15 protein-coding genes are annotated in these 17,296 nt (G+C 67.6%); 7 read left to right on the forward strand and 8 right to left on the reverse strand.

Annotated features, from left to right (window positions below):
* The first annotated feature begins 42 nt into the window (after nt 1–42).
* On the forward strand, nt 43–1,152 hold the full coding sequence (locus tag WI26_RS20270) for a P1 family peptidase (protein ID WP_069226962.1): 1,110 nt from the start codon (nt 43–45) through the stop codon (nt 1,150–1,152).
* Nucleotides 1,153–1,290: 138 nt separating this feature from the next.
* On the opposite strand, the gene WI26_RS20275 is transcribed toward WI26_RS20270, so the two are convergent.
* Nucleotides 1,291–1,503 carry a hypothetical protein gene (locus WI26_RS20275; protein WP_059467910.1) on the reverse strand — a complete coding sequence of 71 codons (213 nt, stop codon included), beginning with the start codon at nt 1,501–1,503 and terminating at the stop codon, nt 1,291–1,293.
* Nucleotides 1,504–1,659: 156 nt separating this feature from the next.
* Nucleotides 1,660–3,843: an FUSC family protein gene (locus WI26_RS20280; protein WP_059595485.1), complete on the reverse strand. Its 2,184-nt coding sequence runs from the start codon at nt 3,841–3,843 to the stop codon at nt 1,660–1,662.
* A 191-nt stretch (nt 3,844–4,034) separates the two neighbouring features.
* Between WI26_RS20280 and WI26_RS20285 the strand changes: the two genes are divergently transcribed.
* On the forward strand, nt 4,035–4,982 hold the full coding sequence (locus tag WI26_RS20285; RefSeq protein ID WP_059510329.1) for a LysR family transcriptional regulator: 948 nt from the start codon (nt 4,035–4,037) through the stop codon (nt 4,980–4,982).
* A gap of 163 nt (nt 4,983–5,145) precedes the next feature.
* Here WI26_RS20285 and WI26_RS20290 read toward each other — a convergent pair whose 3' ends face one another.
* From WI26_RS20290 to WI26_RS32330, 3 genes are all read right to left on the reverse strand, one after another.
* Nucleotides 5,146–5,448, reverse strand: coding sequence for a DUF4148 domain-containing protein (locus WI26_RS20290; protein ID WP_069227808.1), 303 nt, complete (start codon nt 5,446–5,448; stop codon nt 5,146–5,148).
* A gap of 226 nt (nt 5,449–5,674) precedes the next feature.
* Nucleotides 5,675–6,817: a porin gene (locus tag WI26_RS20295; RefSeq protein WP_069226963.1), complete on the reverse strand. Its 1,143-nt coding sequence runs from the start codon at nt 6,815–6,817 to the stop codon at nt 5,675–5,677.
* A 117-nt stretch (nt 6,818–6,934) separates the two neighbouring features.
* Nucleotides 6,935–7,105 (reverse strand): hypothetical protein, encoded by a 171-nt coding sequence (locus WI26_RS32330; RefSeq protein WP_155768798.1) that lies wholly within the window; start codon nt 7,103–7,105, stop codon nt 6,935–6,937.
* 21 nt (nt 7,106–7,126) lie between these two features.
* On the opposite strand from WI26_RS32330, the gene WI26_RS20300 reads away from it, so the two are divergent.
* From WI26_RS20300 to WI26_RS20310, 3 genes are all read left to right on the forward strand, one after another.
* Entirely contained in the window at nt 7,127–7,591 is a 465-nt protein-coding gene (locus WI26_RS20300) for a VOC family protein (RefSeq protein ID WP_069226964.1), read from the forward strand.
* 72 nt (nt 7,592–7,663) lie between these two features.
* On the forward strand, nt 7,664–8,905 hold the full coding sequence (codA, locus tag WI26_RS20305; protein WP_059510331.1) for a cytosine deaminase: 1,242 nt from the start codon (nt 7,664–7,666) through the stop codon (nt 8,903–8,905).
* Between the two features lie 177 nt (nt 8,906–9,082).
* On the forward strand, nt 9,083–10,417 hold the full coding sequence (locus tag WI26_RS20310) for a chloride channel protein (protein WP_069226965.1): 1,335 nt from the start codon (nt 9,083–9,085) through the stop codon (nt 10,415–10,417).
* A 168-nt stretch (nt 10,418–10,585) separates the two neighbouring features.
* Here WI26_RS20310 and WI26_RS20315 read toward each other — a convergent pair whose 3' ends face one another.
* Nucleotides 10,586–12,004: a cytochrome-c peroxidase gene (locus WI26_RS20315; protein ID WP_069226966.1), complete on the reverse strand. Its 1,419-nt coding sequence runs from the start codon at nt 12,002–12,004 to the stop codon at nt 10,586–10,588.
* Between the two features lie 101 nt (nt 12,005–12,105).
* A complete protein-coding gene (locus WI26_RS20320; RefSeq protein WP_059595488.1) occupies nt 12,106–13,779 on the reverse strand; it encodes a phospholipase C in 1,674 nt (557 codons plus the stop codon).
* A 347-nt stretch (nt 13,780–14,126) separates the two neighbouring features.
* Here WI26_RS20320 and WI26_RS20325 point away from each other — a divergent pair, with 347 nt between their 5' ends.
* Nucleotides 14,127–15,038, forward strand: coding sequence for an EamA family transporter (locus tag WI26_RS20325; protein WP_069226967.1), 912 nt, complete (start codon nt 14,127–14,129; stop codon nt 15,036–15,038).
* A gap of 48 nt (nt 15,039–15,086) precedes the next feature.
* Here the strand turns inward: WI26_RS20325 and WI26_RS20330 are convergent, their stop codons facing one another.
* On the reverse strand, nt 15,087–15,560 hold the full coding sequence (locus WI26_RS20330) for an Lrp/AsnC family transcriptional regulator (protein WP_006479071.1): 474 nt from the start codon (nt 15,558–15,560) through the stop codon (nt 15,087–15,089).
* A gap of 320 nt (nt 15,561–15,880) precedes the next feature.
* Here WI26_RS20330 and WI26_RS20335 point away from each other — a divergent pair, with 320 nt between their 5' ends.
* Nucleotides 15,881–17,266, forward strand: coding sequence for an amino acid permease (locus tag WI26_RS20335; RefSeq protein WP_059467920.1), 1,386 nt, complete (start codon nt 15,881–15,883; stop codon nt 17,264–17,266).
* The last annotated feature ends 30 nt before the right edge of the window (nt 17,267–17,296 follow it).

Consider the following 17,296-nt stretch of genomic DNA (forward strand, 5'->3'; position numbering starts at 1 on the left):
TATCGACACACCGAATCACTGAAACACGGGAGGAATTGCATCATGCGCACGAGGGATCTCGGCATCCGCATCGGACTCGGCACGCCGGGCCGCTTCAACGCGATCACGGACGTGCCGGGCGTGCGGGTCGGACATTGCACGCTGAACGTGGAGAACGGCGACGCGTCGATCCGCACCGGCGTCACCGTCATCGAGCCGCGCGCGGGCGCCGCGCACGATTCGCCGTGCTTCGCGGGCGTTCACGTGCTGAACGGCAACGGCGACGCGACCGGGCTCGAATGGATCCGCGAAGCCGGCCTGTTGACGACACCCGTCGCCTACACGAACACGCACAGCGTCGGCGCGGTGCGCGATGCGCTGGTCGCGAACGAACGCGAAGCGGCGGCGGGCCGCGTGTACTGGTGCATGCCGGTCGTGATGGAAACCTACGACGGCCTGCTCAACGACATCTGGGGGCAGCACGTGAGCGCCGCGCACGTGCTGCGCGCGCTGGCCGCCGCGGAGTCGGGGCCCGTGGCCGAAGGCGGCGTGGGCGGCGGCACCGGGATGATCTGCCACGAGTTCAAGGGCGGGATCGGCACCGCGTCGCGCGTGGTCGCGGCCGACGCGGGCGGCTGGACCGTCGGCGCGCTCGTACAGGCGAACTACGGTGTGCGCGAGATGCTGCGCGTGGCCGGCTATCCGGTCGGCGAGGTGTTGCGGCACGTGCATTCGCCGTTTCGCACGCCCGATGTACAAGGCGAGGCCGGGATGGGTTCGATCGTCGTCACGATCGCGACCGACGCGCCGCTGCTGCCGCATCAGTGCACGCGCCTCGCGCAGCGGGCGAGCGTCGGGCTGGCCCGCGTCGGCGGCGGGACCGAGGATTCGAGCGGCGACATCTTCCTCGCGTTCGCGACGGGAAACGACGGGCTGCCGGCCGCGAACTACGGCAACAAGGGCGCGCCGACGACGGCCGTGAAGATGGTGAACAACGACCACATCTCCGCGCTGTTCGTCGCGGCGGCGGAGGCGGTGGAGGAGGCGATCGTGAATGCGCTGGTCGCGGGGAGCGACGTCGAATCGCGCGGCGCGCGGGTCGAAGGGCTGGGGCACGCGCGTTTGCTGGATGCGTTGCGCGAAGTGGGATGGCGGCCGGGGCGCGGCGCCTGAAACGACAAGCGCCGCTTCAATCGAAGCGGCGTGGCGGACAGTATCGTTGCGGCGATCGGCCGGCGCGTCGTGCGCGCACGCATGTGATGCGTGCGATGCGTGCGCGACGCGCGTGGCCGTTGCGACGCGGCGTCATGCTCAGCTGCCGAAGTAGACGTTGCAGAAGCTGACGGGGCCGACGCATGCGTTCGGGTCTTCCTGTTTCGATTGCGCACGATCGACGCGGCCGGCGGCCTGGACGGCTTCGGCGCGGTTCGCCGGTTGCTGCGCGACGTCGGCCGGCGCGGTCTGGGCGTGCGCGACAGCGGCGGTGAACGACAGGGCAACGAGGGCGAGGTGCAGCGGCTTCATTTGGGTTTCTCCTGGGTCAGTGCCAGTCTTGCTGGCAGTGAGGAAACTATAGGCTCGCACTGCTTATAAATTAATCACCGTGGGTGCAGAGCTTATTTCCATTCGGAACAAGGATCACGTTGCGCGCGCATCGATCGCCGCCGACGCCGTCGACGGTCAATGACGATGGCGATTGAACGGTGCATCCTTGTCCAGCAGCGCGCTGCGGATGAAGTGCAGGCAGCCGACGATGCGCTGCATGCGACGGCGTTCGTCCGGCACCGCGTACCACGCGTGCAGCGTGTGCTGGGCGGCGCGTATCGCCAGATTCACCGATTTCAGCGTGCGCGCATGGTGGCCCGGTGACGGATCGTCGAAGAAGCGCGGCAGCGCGTGCAGCACCGCGTCGATCGATGCAGTCCAGCGCTGCGTCTGCGGCGGTTTCGATTCGCAGAACCCGTGCAGCTCGTCGCGCAGGTCGATCACGGCATGACCGACTTCGAGCGTCGACAGCATCCAGCGCAGCGCGTCGCGATGCTGCCGCGTGCGCTTGACGAGCAGCGTGCGCAACTGCGCCATCAGGTCGTGCGTGCTCGACTGGAAGCGTGCCGCGAGGCCGTCGCGCGCGCCTTCGCACGCGAGCGTGACCTGGCGGCGCAGGTCGTGCGCGATACGCGACGTGAGCCACGGCATGTGGGTCGGAAACACCACGGCGAACACGATCGAGCAGGCGAGCATCGCGACGACGATGGCGAAGCCGTTGTTGATCAGCACCTCGGGCGTATACGCGATCGCGTTGTCGGGGCCGGCGAGCAGGCAGAAGAACACCGCGAAGCCGATCCCGTAGCCCGACAGGCCCGGGCGCATCGCGAGAAAGGCGCCGAGGCCGAGCACCGGCGCGAGCGCCGCGCACAGCAGCGGAAAGCCGTCGATGTTCGGGTAGACGTAGCACAGGAACACATAGCCGACGGCCGTCGCGAACGCCGCGCCGACGCCCATCTGCGCGACGAACTTCGGTGCGCGCGGCGATGTCGAGCTCAGCGCGCACGCGATCGCGGTGGCGATGACGGCGAGCGGGCCGCTCGGCCATTCGGACGCGATCCAGAACGCGCTCATTGCGCCGACCGCCACGAGCGTGCGCAGGAACGTGAAGCCGACGAAGAACGAATTGGTCTTCACCGCGTAGTGCGTGACCGAGCGTTCGAACGCGTGATCGTCGCGGTCGAGCGACGCGTTGGTGTCGGCATAGCCGAGATACTCGCCGATGAAGCGATACATCAGCTCGATCGCGGTGTCGAAGTCGAGCAGGCCGCCGGCCGCGTGATCCTCGATCTCGCGGCGCGATGCGCGCGCGGCCTTCGGCAGCGCGCCGTGAAAGCGGCGCAGTTCGAGCAGCGCGCCCGTGGTCGACGTGATCCCGCGCTGCCGCTCGTCGCGCAACGCGGTCACCCGCTGCGCGAGCGCGTCGATGTGCGGCGCGAGCGCGTCGAGCACCGCGTCGGACCGGTTCGTGCGCAAGCGTTTGACGAGCTGGTGCAGCGCATGCAGGCGCGTGCATGCATTCATGAATTCGCTGTTCAGGCGCGCGAGCCGGCGGCTGCGCGCGCGAATGTGCGGATCCTCGAACGACGCGAACGCGCGGTTGGCCTCGAAGCCGACGATCTCGTCGACGAAATCGGCGAAGCGCCGCTCGAAATCGCCGCGTGCGAGGTCGCCCGACAGCGCGCCGGCCGCGAAGGCCGCGAACTTCACGTGACGGGCGGTCAGCGAGCGCATCAGCGCCTTTGCGGAACTGAGCGGAAGAATCAGCGCGCTGACCGCGCCGGAGCATGCGATACCGAGCGCGACTTCCGCGGCGCGCGTGAGTGCGGACTGGAACAGCGTCTGCGGCGTCATCACCGCGGGCAGGCCGATCAGCGCGGCCGTATAACCGGCGAGCACGAACCCGTACCAGCGGAAATGGCGGTTGCGGACCGCGAGCGCGATGCAGCCGCCGACCCACAGCGTCATGCCGGCCATGTACAGCTCCGGCTGCTGCGCGAACAGCCCGCCGAGCGCGAGCGCGGCGACGAGGCCGGCCGCGGTGCCGAGCACGCGGTAGAAACTCTTCGCGAACACCATCCCCGAGAGCGGCTGCATCAGCACGAACACGGTCGTCATCGCCGTGCGCGGCTGCGACATCTCCAGCCGCATCGCGATGCCCATCGCGAGCAGCGCGGCGAGCACGGTTTTGGCGAGGTGCAGCCAGATCAGCCCGTCGCTCGCGGCCCAGTCGCGCGCGGCGCCGCCGAGCGGACCGAGCCAGCTTCTCCATCGTGCCGGTTCGATGGAAGGTCGCTCGATCGCAGGTTGTGGCTTCATGAAGAAAGAGGGGGCGCGTGCGGTGTCGCGGCGCGTCCGGACGGGTCCGTTCGACTGATGAGGCGCCGATTGTAGGAGTGCGGCGCGCGAGCATTAACGCAGCTGCGGGGAAACGATAGTTGCAGCGCGCGCAACAATTTGTCGCATCCGCTGGAGGAAAATAGCGGCTCCGCTACAGGTGGCTCACAGGAATGGATACCCTACAAAACATGCGGGTGTTTACGCGCGTCGTCGAGACGGGCAGTTTCACCGCGGCCGCGCAATCGCTGAACTCGACGACGGGCGCGATGTCGCGCGCGGTGTCGGAGCTCGAGGCGCGCCTGCGCACCCGTCTGATGAATCGCTCGACGCGCCGTCTCGCGCTGACGTCGGCCGGCGAAAATTATCTGCGGCGCTGTCGCCAGATCCTCGCCGACGTCGATCGCGCCGAGGAAGAGGCGAGCTGCGCGCACGAGCGGCCGGCCGGCGTCTTGCGCATGCACAGTTTCGCGAGCGTCGGCCATCACTACGTGATGCCCGCGCTCACGCGCTACCACACGCAATATCCGGACGTATCGATCGAGCTGTCGCTGTCGCAGCGCATGCCCGACCTGTTCGACGGCACGAGCGACATGGCCGTCGTGACCGCGTCGTCGCTGCCCGATTCGGAGCTCGTGTCGCACCTGCTCGGCTCGACGTTCAGCATCCTGTGTGCGTCGCCGGAGTATGTGAAGCGCCACGGCGCACCGGCGCGCCCGCAGGATCTCGGCGCACATGCGTGCCTGACGCTCTGCACGCCGGCGTTTCCGACTCACGAATGGGTGCTCGAAGGTGCCGAGGGCGTCGAGCAGATCCATGTCGCGGGGCCGGTGCAGACCAACACGGCCGAGTCGCTCGCGCTCGCGATTCGCGATGGCATCGGGATCGGCATGCTGCCGCTGTACGCGGCGATCGATGCGCTCCAGGACGGCACGCTCGTGCGTGTGCTGCCCGATCACATCCTGCAGAAGATGAATGTGTATGCGCTGTATCCGTCGCGCCGCTTCGTCGACGCGAAGGTGCGCACCTGGGTCGAGATGCTGCGTGCGCAGGTGCCGGGGATGATCGCGCACGACGTCGAGATGCTGAACGCGATCGAGCGGGAACCGCAGGCCGCCTGACGGCGAATACGTCGAATATGGCAAATACTGCAAATAGCGAAAAGGATGGCCGCGTCCCGGATGGCACGCGGCCCGGTCGCATCGATCGTCACGAACCGATGCGCGCGAGGTTCGCCGCGCCCGCACCGCACGTGTCATGCGGGCGCGGCATGGCGCGCCGCATTCACAGCGCGGGTTTGGCGGCCACGCCCGATTCGGTTGCGCCCGCACCGGCCGGGCCATACGCGGCATGCGCGGCCTTGTGCTCGGCGAGCCGTTTTGTCGCCAGGCGTTCCTGCGCGGCCATGATGTCGTCCGGATAGTTGCCGGCGTCGCCGAGCGACGGGTTGTAGCCGACCGATTCGAGATCGTAGAGCTCCTGCAGCACCTGCGCGCGCGTGACGGGCGACTTGGCGGACTGAGCGAACGACAGCGCCGGTGCGGCAAGCAGGACGGCAGCAGCGGCGGTAACGACGAGCGATTTCACGATGTTCTCCTGTAGACGGGGTGTGAGGCCGGTCCGGCGATCGATCTGCGATCCGAACCATCGATGCCAGTCTATGCAGCGCACGCGGGCACAAAAACCCCGATTCCGGGCAGGCAGCTTTCCAGATGGAACAACACTGACGCACGTCGCCCGCGTTGCGTGAACCCGCCCGTCAAGACAGGTTCACGCCCGGCGGGCGACGTGCGGTCCTGCGACGACGCCGAACTCAGAAGCGCGTGCGCATGCCGATCGTGCCGACGATCTGGTTCGCGGTGCTCGATGCGCCGCCCGACGTGTTGATGAACGCCTGGTAGCCGCGGCCCGACGCGTGCTGATACATCGCTTCCGCGTACAGGTCGGTGCGGCGCGACAGCTTGTACACCGCCTGCAGGTCGACCTGGTGCCACTTCGGATCGGTGCCGTGCTTGCTGTCCGGGTTCGACACGCTGGCGTCGGTGTAGACGTACGCCGCGCCAAGGCTGACGGCCGGCGTCACCGCATAGCGCACGTTCACGTCGTAGTTGTTGAACGCGACCTGGCCGGTGGAGCCGAACGAGCCCGAGTTGTCGTACTGCGAACGCGTGTAGACGAAGCCGACCGTCGCCGGACCGAACACGTAGCTGACGCCGCCGCCGTAGCTGCGCATGCGGTCCGCGCCCACCGACCAGCCGCCCTGGCTCACGCTCTTGGCTTCGGCCACGTCGGTCGCACCCGGGCTCGCGCTCGTCGAGCCCTTCGTGCCGTTCATCTGCAGGTAAGCGCCAGCCAGCTTCAGCGGGCCGTTCGTGTAGCTCGCCGCGACGCTGTATGCACGGTTGCCGGCGAAGTTCGTCGAGTTCGAGAAGCCGTACAACGCACCGACCTTGAAACCGGCGATCGTGTCGCTCGTGTACTTCACCGCATTGTTGATGCGCACCGAGTGGTTCAGGTTGTCGTTGTCGAACGGGTGCGCGAAGCCCGTATCGCCGAAGTCGCCGGCCGTCGCGGACAGCGGCGCGACGAAGTCGACCATCGTGTCGTACTGGCGCCCGAGCGTCAGCGTGCCGTAGCCGCTGCTGGTCAGGCCAACGTACGCGTGGCGGCCGAACAGCTTGCCGTCCTGGCCGAGCGCGCCGTTGTTCGCGTTGAAGCCGTTCTCGAGGACGAACAGCGCCTTCAGGCCGCCGCCGAGATCTTCCGTGCCGCGCAAGCCGAAGCGGCTGCCGTTGATGGTGCCGCTGGTCATGCGCCACAGAGACGCGCCGCCCGCGTTGTTGGTGTACGCGATGCCGGCGTCGATCAGGCCATACAGCGTGACCGAGCTCTGTGCTTGCGCGAGCGGGGCGAACAGTGCGGTGGCGGCTGCGGCGGCAATCAGGGTTTTGTTCATGTAACTGCTCCTGCGTGTGGGACGAGTGACTGAAGTTCGGCGCAAGTGTAGGGGCGGGGTCGCGCGAATCCGGTCGCCGGCGCGCGAGCGCACCGTTGCGCGTTATGCAAGAGTGCGTCACATGGTTTTCACAAATCGATGCGGAGGCCGAATGGCGTGCGTTTTCGCCGACGGCGCGACATGAGATGCAGGGTCGCCGCGCGCACCGTGTCGCGCATTGGCAACACGCGTGCCGCCGGCGCGGGAGTTGATTGCCGTGCCGCGCGCGTGGAGAATGAGCAGAACCATGTCGAGATCGGGAGACATCCGATGACCACGCGTCGCCGTCCGTCGTTCAGTTCCGCGCTGTGCTACCGCAACCCGAAAGCCGCGCTGGCATGGCTCGAACGCGCATTCGGCTTCGAGCGCGCGATCGTCGTCACCACGCCGGAAGGCGACATCGCGCATGCCGAAATGAAGTTCGGCGACGGCCTCGTCATGATCGGCGGCGCGTGGGCCGAGTTCATCGCGTCACCGGAAGACACCGGCGATCGCAACACGCAGCACGTCCACGTGCAGCTTCCCGACGATGCGGACATCGACGCGCACTGCGAGCGCGCGCGTGCGGCCGGCGCGGAGATCCTGCAGGCGCCGGCCGACCAGTTCTACGGCGATCGCGTGTATCGCGCGCGCGATCCCGGCCGGCATGTGTGGACCTTCGGCAAGCACGTGCGCGGCGTGACGAACGACGAGATGAGCGCGGCCACCGGTCTGACGATCGAGGATTTCGAATAAGCACGGCACGCATCGCCGGAGCCGGTTTTTCCACCACGCGGCGCGCTGTCGCCGCATGACGCCTGGATCCCCATGAATCTCTTCAATGCACGCCTGCGCGGTCGCGACGGGTTGTTCACGATCGGCATCGACGGCGACAGGATCGCGCGGATCGACGCGCAAGCCGCGCCGGTCGCCTCGGTCGGCGGCGGCGATATCGATGCCGGCGGCCGTCTGGCGATTGCGCCGCTTGTCGAACCGCACATCCATCTTGACGCGGTGCTCACGGCCGGCGAGCCGGCCTGGAACATGAGCGGCACGCTGTTCGAGGGAATCGAGCGCTGGTCCGAGCGCAAGGCGACGATCACGCACGCGGATACGAAGACGCGCGCGCATGCGGCGATCGGCATGCTGCGCGATCACGGCATCCAGCACGTGCGCACCCATGTCGACGTCACCGATCCGACGCTGGCCGCACTGAAGGCGATGCTCGAAGTGAAGGACGAAGCACGCGGGCTGATCGACCTGCAGATCGTCGCGTTTCCGCAGGAAGGCATCGAGTCGTTCGACGGCGGCCGCGTGCTGATGGAGCAGGCGATCGAACTCGGCGCGGACGTCGTAGGCGGGATTCCGCATTTCGAGAACACGCGCGAGCAGGGCGTCAGCTCGATCCGCTTCCTGATGGAACTGGCCGAGCGCACCGGCTGCCTCGTCGACGTGCACTGCGACGAGACCGACGATCCGCATTCGCGCTTCCTGGAAGTGCTCGCGGAAGAAGCGCGCGTGCGCGGAATGGGCGCGCGCGTGACGGCGAGCCATACGACCGCGATGGGTTCATACGACAACGCGTACTGCTCGAAGCTGTTCCGGCTGCTCAAGCGCGCGGGCCTGAACTTCGTATCGTGCCCGACCGAGAGCATCCACTTGCAGGGGCGCTTCGACACGTTTCCGAAGCGGCGAGGCGTCACGCGCGTCGCGGAACTCGATCGCGCGGGGCTGAACGTGTGCTTCGGACAGGATTCGATCAAGGATCCGTGGTATCCGCTCGGCAACGGCAACATCCTGCGCGTGCTCGATGCCGGCCTGCACATCTGCCACATGATGGGCTACCAGGACCTGCAGCGCTGCCTCGACTTCGTGACCGACCACGCGGCGACGACGATGCATCTCGGCGATGGCTACGGGATCGTGGTCGGCCGGCCGGCGAACCTGGTCGTGCTCGACGCGGACAGCGACTACGAAGCCGTGCGCCGGCAGGCGAAGGCCACGCTGTCGGTTCGCCACGGGAAGGTCATCATGCGGCGGGAGCCGGAGCGCGTTACGTATCCGGCGTAGTGCGGTCGCGCGGGGCGCGGCACACGTCACCATGGAGCGGCGCAACTCGTCTATTCAGATAATGCATGAGTTGATCAGAAAAATACGTTTGTCTCATGCAAGGGCGAAGCCTACGATGCGGTCCTGACGGCGGCGTGCATGGTGCGCGCCGTCGTATGATCCACGTTCGCCGATCTCATGCGCCCTGATCTCCCGTCCGCCCCCGCTTCTTCTTCGCCATTGGCCAGCCCGTTCGCGCGGATCGCTGCCGTCACGGTCCTGACTGGCGTCGGCGCGGGCGTCGGCGGGATGCTGCTCGCGCTGCTGCTTCACGCGATTCAGCATGTGGCCTACGGTTACAGCCTCGCGCACGTGGTCGGAACCGAGAGCTTTCTCGCGGGCGTGACCGGCGCCGAGCCGCTGCGCCGGTTCGCGGTGCTCGTCGTCTGCGGCCTCGTCGCGGGCGGCGGCTGGTGGGCGCTTTACCGCTTCGGCGCACCGCTCGTCAGCATCCGCCGGGCCGTTCGCGCAGCCGATCCGCGGATGCCGTTCGTCAGCACGACGGTGCACGCGCTGCTCCAGATCGTCACCGTCGCGCTCGGTTCGCCGCTCGGCCGCGAAGTCGCGCCGCGCGAGATCGGTGCGCTGCTGGCCGGCCGGCTCGCGCATCGCGCGGGGCTCACGCCCGCCGATTGCCGGCTGATGGTCGCGTGCGGCGCGGGCGCCGGCCTCGCGGCGGTCTACAACGTGCCGCTCGGCGGCGCCGTATTCGTGCTCGAAGTGCTGCTCGGCACGTTCGAGCTGCGCGCGCTGGTGGTGGCCGTCGTCACGTCGGCGATCGCGGCGGCCGTCGCATGGATCGGGCTTGGCAACGAACATCAGTACACGGTGCCGTCGTTTGCGCTGAGTGCGCCGCTGGTTGCGTGGTCGATCGTCTGCGGGCCGCTGTTCGGTCTTGCCGCCTACGCGTTCGTGCGGCTCACGACCCGCGCGGGGGCGGAGGCGCCGAAGGGCCGCCCGCTCTCGGTGCTCGCGCTGGTCAATTTCGCGATCATCGGCGTGCTCGCGATGTGGTTTCCGCAACTGCTCGGCAATGGCAAGGGGCCGGCTTCGCTGGGTTTCGACGGCGCGCTGACAATCGGTCTCGCGGCGACGCTGCTCGTGCTGAAGGTGCTGATCGAGGCGGGCAGCCTGCGCGCGGGGGCGGAGGGCGGGCTCCTGACGCCGGGTCTTGCGAACGGCGCGCTGCTGGGCGTCGTGCTCGGCGGGCTGTGGGGCCTCGTGTGGCCGGGCGCGTCGATCGGCGGGTGCGCGCTGGTTGGCGCGACCGCGTTCCTTGCCGCGTCGATGCAGATGCCGATCACGGCCGTCGTGCTGTTGCTCGAGTTCACGCGCGTGGATCACGACAGCCTGGTGCCGATGCTGCTGGCCGTGGCCGGCTCGCTGGTTGCGTACCGGTTGGCGCAGCAACTGGCGGCGCGGCGGATGGATGCAGCCGCAACCGTCGGCACGCCGGCTGCGGCGGCGCGGTAGCGAGCCCGTCGTCGCAATCCTTCCTGTCTTCCTGCGTCCGCGCCGGCGCTCGGCACCGATCCGGGCCGATGCCGCGCCGGTCGCGTGCCGATATCCTGAACGCGCTCGCCCCGGTCTTCATCTGCATCCGCGTGCGCCGCTGACGACGCGCGGCGGACCGCACGATACTCAGCGTGCCGGCTCGTCGGTGAGCGTGCCGAGGAACGCTTCGATATCCTTGATGTCCTGCGCGGTCATCGCGGGCTTGTCGCCGGGTTTGCGGTCAAACGGCGCATCGGTCACGTCGACGTTTGCACGGTACTTCGGCGGAATGTCGTCATATTCGTCGACCTTGCCATCCGCGCCGCGCGAATAGAACTTCTGCGGCGCGATGCTGCGCTCGTTGTAGAACGCCATCACCTCGTCGAGCGTGTGGAACACGCCGTTGTGGAAGAACACGTGGCGCGTCGCCGCGTTGCGCAGCGTCGGCGTGAGGAACATCGCGCAGTACTGCGTCTGGTCCTTCAGATCCTCGCGAAACGGCCCGCACACGCCGAGATCGTAGAACGCCGGGTTGCGGTTCTGCGCGAGCGCCGTGTTGCGCGGTGCGCCGAGCGCCTCGTACTGGTAGTCGGTAAACATCGGCGGCAAGCCGTCCTTGCCGAGCTTTGACAGGTGGCAGCCCGCGCAATTCGCCCTGGCCGGATCGTTGAAGAGCCGCAGCCCGCGCAATTCGGCCTGCGACAAACGCGCGCGGCCTTCGAGCCAGCGGTCGTACTTGCTGTTGTACGGATGGAACGACGGATCCTCGACCTGATAGCGCGCGATCGCGAACATCGCCTCCGACACCAGAAGCTGCGGGCTGGAGAACACGCGTGGGCCGAACAGCTGCTCGAACTGCGTGCGATGCGACGAGCCCGCGAGTTTCCGCGCGACGTCGTCGATGCTCGCATTCGCCATCTCGACCGGATTCAGCAGCGGCCCGAACGCCTGCTGCTGCAGCGTATCGGCGCGGCCGTCCCAGAACATCCCGCCCTGCGGCACGAGTTGCGGCGCGGCCGACGTGCCGGCCACCTTCTGCGCCTTGACGACGCCGGCCGCCGATGCAGCCTGCTGCGCGACGCTCGGCGCGGCGTCGTTCTCGCCCGCATCGGGGCCGATGCTGAAGGCGGGCTGACGATACAGGTACATCAGCGACGGCGGCGGGCGGTAGCCCTGCTGCGTCATCGCGAGGCCGCCCGGCTGCACGTCGAGTCCGTTCGGCGGCCCGTACGCATGATCGGGGCTGTGGCACGACGCGCACGACTGCTTGCCGGATGCCGACAGCGACGGATCGGCGAACAGGGCGCGCCCGAGCTGCGCGACCGCCGACAGCGGCTGCACGGCCGGGCGCTGCAGCACGACCGGATGCGGATTCGCGCCCGTCCAGTCGGCGACGACATCGCCGATCGCCGCCGGCGTGCGGGCCGGAAACGCGATCGCGAACGCGCCATAGCCGAGCGCGGCCGCGCCGAGCACGAACGCCGCGCGGCGCACCACGCGGGCAGGGGAACGCGGCGCGGCGGCGCCGGATGCGTCGGGAGACGGGAACGCGGGACGAGCGGTCATGCTGTCGGTCGAAAGTCGGGCGCCGCGTGAAAGCGGCGCATCAAATGGAAACGGCCGGCGCACGACGCGCCGGCCTGCTGCTGCCGGTTACGCGATGCCGGTCAGATCGACGGCGCCGCGCTCAGCACGGTGCCTTGCGTCGGATCGAGATACAGCGGCGCCGTATTCGGCTTCGACGAGAAGTCGAACAGCCCGCGCAGGTCGCCTGCCGCCGCATCGAAGGAACCGCCGCCGATGCGCTGGCCGCCGAGCCAGTTGTCCTCGATGAAGCGCACGACGGACGCCTGGTCGATCATCGTGTGGTCGACGTAGTTCTGCTTCGCATACGGCGAGATCACGACCAGCGGAATGCGCACACCCGGACCGCAGCGGCCGTTCACGGTGCCGCCGTTCACGCCGGTGGTGCCGCCCGAGCCGCACTGGCCGTTGCCGTTCACCTGGTCGACCGCGTCGGACGACGAATGCGTCGGCGCCGTGTACGCGTGGTCGTACCAGCCGTCCGAGTCGTCATAGGTGACGATCACGGCCGTGTTCTGCCAGTCCGGCTGCTGTTGCAGGAAGTTGACGACCTTCGTGACGAACGCCTGCTCGTCGAGCGGATCCGAATAGCCCGCGTGCGCGTCCTGCGCGGCCGGTGCCTTCAGGAAGCTGACCGACGGGAAGTTGCCCGCCTTCACGGCCGCGAAGAAATCGTCGCTGTCGTACTGGTGGTTCGCCGGTTCAGCCGTCTTGCCGTCGGCCTGGAAGCTCGAGCCGATTGCCGCGACCGAGCTCGGGCGCGTGTGCTGCGGGTTCGCGGTCGACGCGTAGTACTGGAACCAGTTGTGGTGCGGAATGTAATCGGCTGTCGCGGCGTTCACGGCGGTGGCGACCGTGCTGCGCGCACAACCCGTCGTGCCGTTGCTGTTGGTCGTCGACAGGTTGAAGCCGCCCATGAAGCCGCCCCACGTGATCTTTGCGGCGTTCAGCAGGTCGCCGATGTTCTTGCCGCTCATCATCGCCTGGTCGGTCGTGCTCGAGCACACGTCATAACCCGGGTCGACGTCGTTGATCATCGTGAAGCCGCCCTGGCCGTCGTTGATGTAGTACGACGTGGCGGCGAGCGTCGACGGCTGCTTCGACGTCTTGACGATCTGCATCCCGTTGGTCTGGCCCGACACGACGTTCAGCGCGCCCGGCGTCGACGGGCCGTAGACCGTCGTATAGGCGTTGTCGCTCATCGCGAAGCGCTGCGCGTAGTTCCACAGCGCGGTCACGGTGTTGCCGTCGAAGTAGCCCATCACCTGGCCCTTGGTGCCGAACGCGCCGGCGCCGCCGGACGAGCCCTTGCCGGTGTATTTCGGGAACAGGTCGGCGAGGCCGTTGTCCTCGGCCTGTTGCTCGGCCGTGTACGCGTGGTTCTGGTCGGCGGTCGCGGCTTGCGTGCGGTCGAGGCGGAACGGATTCGCGGCGTCGGTGCCGTTGGCCGTGTTCGTGAAGTTCGGGTTCGCGGTGAGCAGCGTGCCCGTCAGCCCGTTGATCGTCGGCGTGCCGGGCTTCGCGGTGAACGCCGGTTCGCCGGCCGGGTTCGACGCATTCGGGTAGGTGCCGAAGTAGTGGTCGAACGATACGTTCTCGCCGTAGATCACGACGACGTGCTTGATCGGCGTGGCGGTCTGCAGCGCATCCTGCGACGACACGGCGGGCGTCGACGTGGGATCGTCGCTGCCGCCGCAGGCGAACAGCGCAAGCGCCGCGCCGGCGCACGCGGTGACGAGCAAGGCTTGACGGAACATCGGGAAACTCCAGGTAGGTTTTCGATGGTGGAGAGCGGCCCCGTTGCCGTGTCGGTTCGGCGCGGAGCTCGCGATGGGGCATCGGCATTGAAACAGTCCGGTATGAACATATGGGGGCGGAGCGGTTTCGCGGCGGTTGCGCGTCGGTATCGATTTCATTACGGCGCGAAGCGGCACGAAAGAAAGCGGAAAGGAACGGAGTGGATGCCATCCCGTCGACACATTCGGCGGTGCGCACGGTCACGGCCACGCACGCCGCGCGGGGCGGACGACAGCGCACGTCGGGCCGATTCGTTGGGGGTGCCGGGGCGCGGTCTTTTTTGACAATTGGATGACGCATTCATACGATGGTTGGCCCGTGGCGACGATTTCGCGTTGCCAGCCGTCAGCGAGTATTCAACGTGCCGATCCCCGTTCTGTTTGCCGTCCTGTGCGCCGCCTTCCTGCATGCGTCATGGAATGCGCTCGTGCGCAGCAGCGGCGACCGGCTGCGCTCGGCCACGGTGCTGCAGATCGCGATCGGGCTGTTCGCGCTGCTGTTCCTGCCGTCCGCCGCGCCGATCACGCTCGCGAGCTGGACCTGCGTCGTTGCGTCGGCGGTGATCCACGTCGTCTACACGCTGCTGCTGGTGCGGGCGTACGAGCACGGCGATCTGAGCGTCGCATACCCGGTCGCGCGCGGCACCGCGCCGCTGCTCGTCACGCTGGGGGCGGCGGCGTTCGCGGGCGAGCGCCTGAACGCGGGCGCGCAATGCGGGCTCGTGCTGATCTGCGCGGGCATCATGACGATCGGGCTGGAACGAGGCCGCGGCGCGCGGCACCGGATGACGCAGGTGTTGCCGACCGCGTTCGCCACCGGCGTATCGATCGCCGCGTACAGCGTGATCGACGGAATCGGCGTGCGGGACAGCGGCAGCACGGTCGGCTATACGGTGTGGATGTTCGTGCTGACCGGGTTGCTGATGGCCGCGTACTACCGGCTGCGAGCGGGGCCGTTGCGGCTCGCGCAGGATGTCGGCGAAACGGCGAAGGCCGCCTGCGGCGGCGTGTTCGCGGCGCTTGCGTACGCGATCGTGATCTGGGCGATGGATCGCGCGCCGATGGGTCCGGTGTCGGCGCTGCGCGAAACGAGCGTGGTGTTCGCGGCGTTGATTGCCCGCGTGTATCTCGGCGAGCGGCTGACGCCGCGTCGCGCGGCGGGATGCGGCGTGATTGCGGGCGGCGCGCTGCTGATCAGCGCGTTCGAGGCGCTGCGCTGAGCGCGGCAATCGGGCGTTGCGTCGCCCGTGCGATCGCGCGGTGCGGTGTCAGCTTTCCACCGGCATCGCACTCGTGCACTTGATCTCGTCGAGGCACACGCTGGAATGCACGCCGCTCACGCCGGGAATCCGCATCAGCGTTTCGAGCAGGAACGTGGACAGCCCCTTCAGGTCGTGCGCGACGACTTTCAGCACGTAGTCGATATCGCCCGTCACCGAGAAACACTCCTGGATCTGCGCGAGATCCGACACGAGCTTCTGGAACTTCGACAGGTCGCGGATATGCCCGCGCTCCATCGTCACGTGCACGAACGCGGTGACGCCGAACCCGAGCGTGTCGGGGCACAGACGGGTTTCGTAACGGCGGATCGCGCCGATTTCCTCCAGCCGCCGGTGGCGCCGCAGCGTCTGCGCGGGCGACAGCCCCACGGCCTTCGCCAGGTCGAGGTTCGACGCGCGGCCGTTCTCCTGCAGCACCGACAACAAGTGGCGATCGATGCGATCGAGAACCGGTTCAGGCATTTTTGTTTCCTCATCTGTCTCCGGGGTGCAATCTTATCTCATAATGTAGGGTTTGCATGAGCGGGTTACGCAACCCGATTTCGCTGCCGCGACGCTAAACTGACGCCGGATTTTCGTGTGCGCCCGCAGCAATGCGGGTGAGGGCGATGGTCGGCGGCCGGTCTGGCGGGGTCTGCTGACAGGAATCGGGCGTCGTCGCGCGAAGATTGCAGTCCCCAACCCGGCGGCTCCACGAACGGTCGCCGGCACAGCAAAACAGCGCCCGGCACACCGAGGCGCGCCGCACCGCTTCCGGCGGAGGCGGGCAGAATGGAGAAGACATGGTTTCTGGAAACGAGAAGGACGGCCTCAAGCGGGGGCTGAAGAACCGGCACATCCAGCTGATCGCGCTCGGCGGCGCGCTCGGCACGGGGCTGTTCCTCGGCATCGCGCAGACGATCAAGATGGCCGGCCCGTCCGTGCTGCTCGGCTATGCGGTGGCCGGCGTCGTCGCGTTCTTCATCATGCGCCAGCTCGGCGAGATGGTCGTCGACGAGCCCGTCGCCGGCTCGTTCAGCTACTTCGCCGACAAGTACGTCGGTCACTTCACCGGTTTCCTGTCCGGCTGGAACTACTGGGTGCTGTACATCCTCGTCAGCATGGCCGAGCTGTCGGCCGTCGGGATCTACGTGCAATACTGGTGGCCCGGCGTGCCGACCTGGGTGTCGGCGCTGGTGTTCTTCGTCGCGATCAACCTGCTGAACCTGGCGAGCGTGAAATCGTACGGCGAGACGGAGTTCTGGTTCTCGATCATCAAGGTCGCCGCGATCGTCGGGATGATCGGCTTCGGCGGCTGGTTGCTCGCGAGCGGCCATGCGGGGCCGGAAGCGAGCATCGCGAACCTGTGGCAGCACGGCGGTTTCTTTCCGAACGGCGTGTCGGGGCTTGTGATGTCGATGGCGGCGATCATGTTCTCGTTCGGCGGGCTGGAGCTGATCGGCATCACCGCGGCCGAGGCCGACGATCCGAAGCACAGCATTCCGCGCGCGACCAACCAGGTCATCTACCGGATCCTGATTTTCTACATCGGCGCGCTCGCCGTGCTGCTGTCGCTGTATCCGTGGGAAAAGGTCGTCACCGGCGGCAGCCCGTTCGTGCTGATCTTCCACGCGCTGAGCAGCAACGTGGTCGCCAACGTGCTGAACGTGGTCGTGCTGACGGCCGCGCTGTCGGTCTACAACAGCGGCGTGTACAGCAACAGCCGGATGCTGTTCGGCCTCGCGAAGCAGGGCAATGCGCCGAAGGTGCTGTGCTCGGTGAACAAGCGCGGCATTCCGCTCGCCGCGCTCGGCGCGTCGGCGCTCGCGACCGGCGTGTGCGTGCTGGTCAACTACTTCATGCCCGGCAAGGCGTTCGAGGTGCTGATGGGGCTCGTCGTGTCGGCGCTGATCATCAACTGGGCGATGATCACGCTGATCCACCTGAAGTTCCGCCAGGCCAAGCGCATCGCCGGAGAGCAGACTTTCTTCCGCAGTCTGGGCTATCCTTTCACGAATTACCTGTGCCTGGCGTTCATGGCCGGCATTCTCGTCGTGATGTACCTGACGCCGGATCTCCGCCTGTCGGTGTACCTGATCCCCGTATGGCTCGCGGTGCTCGCGGTCGGGTATCGCTTCCGTCAGAAGAATGCGGGCTACGCGATCCGCGACGGCGCGTCCGCCGGCTGACACAGGCACCACGATCATTCTTCCAAACGA

It is taken from the genome of Burkholderia diffusa (assembly GCF_001718315.1).
Taxonomy (GTDB): domain Bacteria; phylum Pseudomonadota; class Gammaproteobacteria; order Burkholderiales; family Burkholderiaceae; genus Burkholderia; species Burkholderia diffusa_B.